Below are 5,710 nucleotides of genomic sequence, written 5' to 3' on the forward strand. Positions count from 1 at the left end.
CAGCCCAATCTTCGTTTTGATTAACTTAGATTCAGTGTTCATATCTGACAGTTTTGGGGTTAACAATCAAGTGTCGTTACTTAAAGTTAATCCCGACTGTCAGATTAAATATTAACTTCTACACTTAACTGTTATTGACCCACAAGCCAGTGCTAAAAGTCAGTGGTACATCGCAGGTTTCATAACCCTCGTGCCACGGAATGACGAAAACGACCAAGTTGAAGAAGCAGGTGAGTTCCAAAAGTTATCGGCCAAGCAGATTACTTTAATAAAAATGCTGAAGCCAGGAGATACTATCTTCTTTGACAAAATACGTGGTGAAAGGGCAGATGGGAGGTTGATTAAGCTGCCTTCATTTACCATTACTATCCGGTAACACTGTCGCTAACATGGGAATTACAAAAGCAAGGCTTCAGGATAAGAGTTCAGCGATATATCTTTACTCGTCTGTAAAAGGGAAAATGTGGCAGCAACGCAATGAATGCCCTGCCTTCGTAAATCCCTTCTGCGTTGTGCGTCATGCGGAACCCTTAAATAGAATCGTCTGATAAGGTGAAAAGAAAACTTCTTTATATCGTTTTACTGCTGCTCCTGATTTCGGGTATTGTTTTCAAGGAGGTTTATGTGAGGCTTTACAACACTGCTAAAAGCTATATCCAGTCTCCCGATAAACCATATATAAGAGACAAGATGTGGTCTTATGACGGCGGATTTAAGGTTGGAGGTGATTTTATTATTTTCAAAGACCCACATTTGTATCGGCTTCAGGGTGACACGATTTTCTACAAGGACAAACCGCAGGCCTTGGTCGTCCGGTTAAATAAATACATGTATCAACTGACTGTAAGTTCAATGGATGGAAAGCAAAAAGGAACCTATACAAATGTGGAAGAGCGTTTACGGTAATGCACGAACGCACAACAGAGGCTTCCCAAAATGGCAGCTAATTGCTAATATTGGACTGTAAACACAAATCAACATAAGGACAATGGCCAAGCTGAAGTAACACAGAATGCTGCCACTTCGAAAAGCCTTTGTACGTTGGCAGCAACCAGATTGGAACTGTCCTTATTTCAAAGCGACATGAAAATTCTACTAATTGCGTTTCTCTTCATTAGCTTGACACTATTTACATTTTCATGCAAGCAGACAAGTAGTGCTACTTTGAACTATCCGAGTTTGCGCTATGACACCAATAGAATTGCTGTTTTCAGGTGGGATACCACGAAGTATCAATTTCCAACCAATTCAGACCTCTTGCCGCTTACACAGGAAGATTTGAAAATTGTTGACAGCCTGCTCAAAGACGCTGTTGACAGTTTTAATATGCAGATAAGCCCAAGAATGGTTCAGTCGTTTAACAATAAAGTGGCGTTGGACAGTTTTATCATCAAACATGAAAATTACAGATACCAATATTTTCCGTACAAGGATGTAAATGGACAGCGGATTGTCACGATTATTGGCTTTTCTGGCGAATTTCATCCGTGGAAGATGGAAGTTTATCAAGCAGGAATACACTACGGAATGCGAAGACTTGAATTGCGTGTAAATCTATCGGAAAAGACCCGTGACAACATACGTTCAGGAGATTTCGGATAGGCTGCTGCCAACAGCGGTTTCCTGCTATGCTGGCGGACGGAATAAAGGTCGGCGACAAATCGCTCATCGGCTGCATATCCATCAGACCAAACGCAGATGAGCAAATGGATAAATCTTGTACATTAGTTTTCCAATTGGCTTTAGTTCTGTGCTGAACGAACACAGAATACCAGCACAGCAGAAAGCCGATAGACGTTAGCAGCGTCACGAAGTCCTCTCAATTTGTAAGGCGAAGAAGAGTAGAAACTTTAGAATGTATAGACTTTATTCATACAGAATCTCGAAACTTTCTATAAGCTATGTATTGCTCATGTTGTGGTCAATCTATGGCTTTGCTTCATTGCTTGACAATACAATGCAGTGGGGTTGTATTATTGATGACCGCCTTTTTTCCTTTACTAACATTGGCTATTCTTTACTATCGCTATCAACGCTGCTTAGCAGTTTTTATTATAGGGAAACATCACTTGGGAAATGGTTGTTGATTTCGGAAGCCATATTTTGGGTGAGTAAGCTCTTTTTCCTTAAAGGCGGATATGTCACTGGCATTGCTGGGTCATTTTCTAACGAGGTCTTGCTTTTTGATAGCATTGCACTCTTTTTGCGACTGCTGCTATTGAAGCAGTTTTTTAAGCTACCAGTTCATTGGGTATTAACCTTAATGCTGACGGTTCTCTTAATGGCCTTGAAGGTTGAATATTTCTCATAAACGCTGCTAACACAGGATTGGTAAAATAGCGGCTGACGTACTATCTTTCAACCATAAAACAACAATCAACGGCAGTAGGTAAATGAAACAGCAGTTTTTCAAATCCCGCTACTTCACCAATCCTCTGCACGTTGTGCGTAAGTTGGCAACCATCCTACAACTATGAGATTTATCAGTACGGCTTTTCTGCTTTTTGTTTCTATTATCTTGTATGCTCAGAGCAATCTAACTGGCCGCTATCGTGACTATTTTGGAAGTCGTATTTTGCTGAATTCTGACAACACATTTAAGTATACGTGGCACTTTGACATGCAATCAAGTTGGACAACAGGTACATGGACCGTAATGAACGACACGGTTGTTTTTCACATGATACCTGTATACGACACATTACAACACACAAATCAAAACAATTTCGTAGTTGACACGCTTATCCTATCACCGGACGAGAGGGTAGAAAGGATTTCAAGCGTTGACACAAGGATCCTCTTATCATATGGGCAAAATAGCTATTCCCATCCAGGAAAACTATTCTTTCGAAAAGGAAGGCTGTACAAAATCAGCAATGGAAGGTTAGTGAAGAAAAAGCAGAAAGGCTTTTGGACAGGAAAGAAGTGGATACCGTGGTATTTCAAAAGCAACGACTGAAGACCTACGCACAACAGTTGCTTACCAAAATAGCGGCTGAAGAACGACTGTGAAACTGCAGGACAATTTTTTTACTTTGCAACATAAATCAACGGTAGAACTGCCAATTCCGCTACTTCGGTAAGCAGTCCGACGTTGGCAGCCATTTATGACGATTTCCCGAACCTCATACTTATTTTTTGTAGGACTGTTTTGTTTCCAAGCAGCTTTGGGGCAGAAGAAAGCTGGCAACAGCCCATTAGTGTCTTACGTTGATACTGCCAATGACGGCTATGGCTACAAGAACCTTCACGGTGACATTATCATTCCAGCAGGAAAATATTCATTTTGCTTTACGGATACATTTCGAACGTATGCGGTTGTGTCGTTACCGCCGAAAGGATTTGTGGCAATAGACAGGAAAGAAAATATCTTATACACTGTCTTCCCGTTTGACAATGGACCTGATTACGTGGAAGATGGACTTTTTAGAATTGTAAAGGACGGCAAAATTGGCTTTGCTGACGCTGCAACCGGAAAGATTGTAATTCAACCGCAGTTTGCCTGTGCTTGGCCGTTTGAAAAAGGCAGGGCAAAGGTTTCGCTGACATGTGAAACCAAATCTTTTGGAGAACATTCCACCTGGATAAGTGACAAATGGTTTTACATCGACAAGCAAGGACGAAAAATAAGGCAGCCTTCCAGATAAGAAAACGGCTGCCAACATCGTTTTGCTGCAATGGTGGCAGAAGAACAAGTTTTGAGCAACACTAATTCTAATATACATTAGCACAGGCGTGAGGCTGAAGAACAACAAATTCCACCACTGCCAGCAACACGTTCTCCGTTGGCAGTCATGCAAAAAGCAACCAATCCTAACAAATGAAAATTCTTGGACTTCTTCTTTCCTTGGTATTGATACAGCCCGGTTTTGCCCAGTTCAAGTTGACAAAACTTGACAAAAACTTTATTCCGAAAGCTATTAAGTACACTGGCAACATTGTTCAAGCAGTCCGTTGGACAGACAACACTGGCGACAACATTGTTCTTCTCACAAAAACAAACCAGACGCAAAACAATAATGCACCCAGTGAGGACTTTGGGGATAGAACTCTGTACGCTTATCACTACATGGTTTTGGCTGACAGCGTGAAGCAGACATGGAAAGTTCTTGATTATGTCAAAGAATGCCCGGTTGACATGTTCCTTTACTTCATCGACAAGTCATTTGCAGTGACTGACCTGAACAAAGATGGTCAAGCTGAGGTCTGGATTATGTATAAGGTTTCTTGCCAGGGTGATGTAAGTCCAGTTCCCATGAAAATTATTATGTATCAGGGCAATCAAAAGTTTGCAGTTCGGGGAACAACAAGAGTAAAAGTATCAGCAAACGAATACATGGGAGGAGAATACTCATTTGACGAGGCTTTCAGAAATGCACCAGTTGAGTTTAGGCAATACGCAGAGAAACTTTGGCAACAACACAAAGTGGAGACATGGAAACAATGAGGCGTGCACGAACTGCCAACATCAGTTTTGTGCTATGGCGGCTGGACGAACAAGGGCTCAACTTCTGGTTTTCAATTTGGCGGCATATCTTTAACCAAGGCTGACGAATCATGGAATGCCACCACAGGCACAAAGCCGTCAGCGTTAGCAGCGTATCGAGCCACCTTTATTATGAAAAATGTCATTGTTCTTTTCCTCATTTTACTATCACTAAGCGGCTTTGACAATAAGTCGCCGGGTGTATATGTAACTATAAAAAATGGTTCAAAGGAAACCTTCAAAAACCTTCACATAAAAATTCAGGGGCAAGACTATTTTTTTCATGATTTGAAAAGCGGTGGAAGTACAAAACCAATTAATGTCGATAAGACATATCGCTACTGCTACACTGAAGTCGTAACGAAAAAGGACACACTCATTTTTCAACCTACTGATTTTGTTGGCGAAACCTTGCACAAATCCGGTCGATTGGTAATGGAACTCTATATCATTCCAGAAGAAGGAACTGACAGGGACCTCAGAATGCGGTAGCCTTGTAGGCGCTGCTAACACAGGCTTTTGCCAATACAGGAAGTAGAATAAGTGTTGAACTGTAGAATTATTATTTTGCTTCTGGAAATTTTTGAGGCTGCAGAATAAAAAATACCTGTACTGGCTAAAGCCTCTTTCCGTTGTGCGTCATGGCTACCCGACTTCCTCAATTTCAACAGGCGTACAATATTTTTCAACTGCTTTTAAATCAGGGAACCCACTTTTAGTTACAATATTCCCGACCATTGAATTATGACCGATATGTTCATACAGGTAATCAATCATGTTGTCAGCAGCCTTTTCAAGTGTGGTATCTTCAAATGAGCATCCGGCAAATGACCCGACTAACCATTCATCAGTGATACATTGTTTGCCTTGCCATTCAAAAATGTGTTGTTCTGCTCCTGGCAATCTTTTAACAAGCTCAATAATTTCGGTAGTTGTTACTCTTTTTTGCATAGTGCTTTAATTTACCCGCCACAAACGCACAACAGAAGTGTTTATGCAATACGGGCGGAAGTGATTAATTAATCTTTATTTCTTTATTCAACATTTGTTCAGGCATTGGGCAGACGAGCAATGAATATCCGTACTGCATAAACACTCGAACGTTGTGCGAAATATCATGCTACTGCTTCCAAGTAATACTAAGAACTTCACCGGACGGATTTTCTTCGTTCTCCTAACGTTGTTTCTTTTTTACCTGTTTTTCCACTTTGGGCTGAGCGACCC

At 41.1% G+C, this 5,710-nt stretch carries 7 protein-coding genes; 6 read left to right on the forward strand and 1 reads right to left on the reverse strand.

All coding sequences use genetic code 11. From position 1 onward, the window contains the following. Positions 1-552: 552 nt before the first annotated feature. From D6024_RS25965 to D6024_RS25995, 6 genes are all read left to right on the forward strand, one after another. Complete coding sequence (locus D6024_RS25965; protein ID WP_121357740.1) at positions 553-906, forward strand: hypothetical protein; 354 nt, start codon at positions 553-555, stop codon at positions 904-906. A 177-nt stretch (positions 907-1,083) separates the two neighbouring features. Continuing rightward, entirely contained in the window at positions 1,084-1,602 is a 519-nt protein-coding gene (locus tag D6024_RS25970) for a hypothetical protein (protein WP_121357741.1), read from the forward strand. A gap of 310 nt (positions 1,603-1,912) precedes the next feature. Then, complete coding sequence (locus tag D6024_RS25975) at positions 1,913-2,311, forward strand: hypothetical protein (protein ID WP_121357742.1); 399 nt, start codon at positions 1,913-1,915, stop codon at positions 2,309-2,311. A 796-nt stretch (positions 2,312-3,107) separates the two neighbouring features. Then, on the forward strand, positions 3,108-3,647 hold the full coding sequence (locus D6024_RS25985; protein WP_121357744.1) for a WG repeat-containing protein: 540 nt from the start codon (positions 3,108-3,110) through the stop codon (positions 3,645-3,647). A gap of 173 nt (positions 3,648-3,820) precedes the next feature. After that, positions 3,821-4,447 (forward strand): M949_RS01915 family surface polysaccharide biosynthesis protein, encoded by a 627-nt coding sequence (locus D6024_RS25990; RefSeq protein ID WP_121357745.1) that lies wholly within the window; start codon positions 3,821-3,823, stop codon positions 4,445-4,447. A gap of 3 nt (positions 4,448-4,450) precedes the next feature. Next, positions 4,451-4,978 (forward strand): hypothetical protein, encoded by a 528-nt coding sequence (locus tag D6024_RS25995; RefSeq protein WP_162945050.1) that lies wholly within the window; start codon positions 4,451-4,453, stop codon positions 4,976-4,978. Between the two features lie 153 nt (positions 4,979-5,131). Here the strand turns inward: D6024_RS25995 and D6024_RS26000 are convergent, their stop codons facing one another. Then, positions 5,132-5,437 carry a hypothetical protein gene (locus D6024_RS26000; protein ID WP_121357747.1) on the reverse strand — a complete coding sequence of 102 codons (306 nt, stop codon included), beginning with the start codon at positions 5,435-5,437 and terminating at the stop codon, positions 5,132-5,134. Positions 5,438-5,710 lie beyond the last annotated feature (273 nt).

The sequence above is a fragment of the Flavisolibacter nicotianae genome, from assembly GCF_003628535.1.
Lineage (GTDB): Bacteria > Bacteroidota > Bacteroidia > Chitinophagales > Chitinophagaceae > Flavisolibacter > Flavisolibacter nicotianae.

Bases quoted from the DNA above. Each gene is read 5' to 3' on its own strand.
- D6024_RS25970 (WP_121357741.1), top strand. From the start codon at position 1,084: ATGAAAATTCTACTAATTGCGTTTCTCTTCATTAGCTTGACACTATTT.
- D6024_RS25975 (WP_121357742.1), top strand. From the start codon at position 1,913: ATGTTGTGGTCAATCTATGGCTTTGCTTCATTGCTTGACAATACAATG.
- D6024_RS25985 (WP_121357744.1), top strand. From the start codon at position 3,108: ATGACGATTTCCCGAACCTCATACTTATTTTTTGTAGGACTGTTTTGT.
- D6024_RS25990 (WP_121357745.1), top strand. From the start codon at position 3,821: ATGAAAATTCTTGGACTTCTTCTTTCCTTGGTATTGATACAGCCCGGT.
- D6024_RS26000 (WP_121357747.1), bottom strand. From the start codon at position 5,437: ATGCAAAAAAGAGTAACAACTACCGAAATTATTGAGCTTGTTAAAAGA.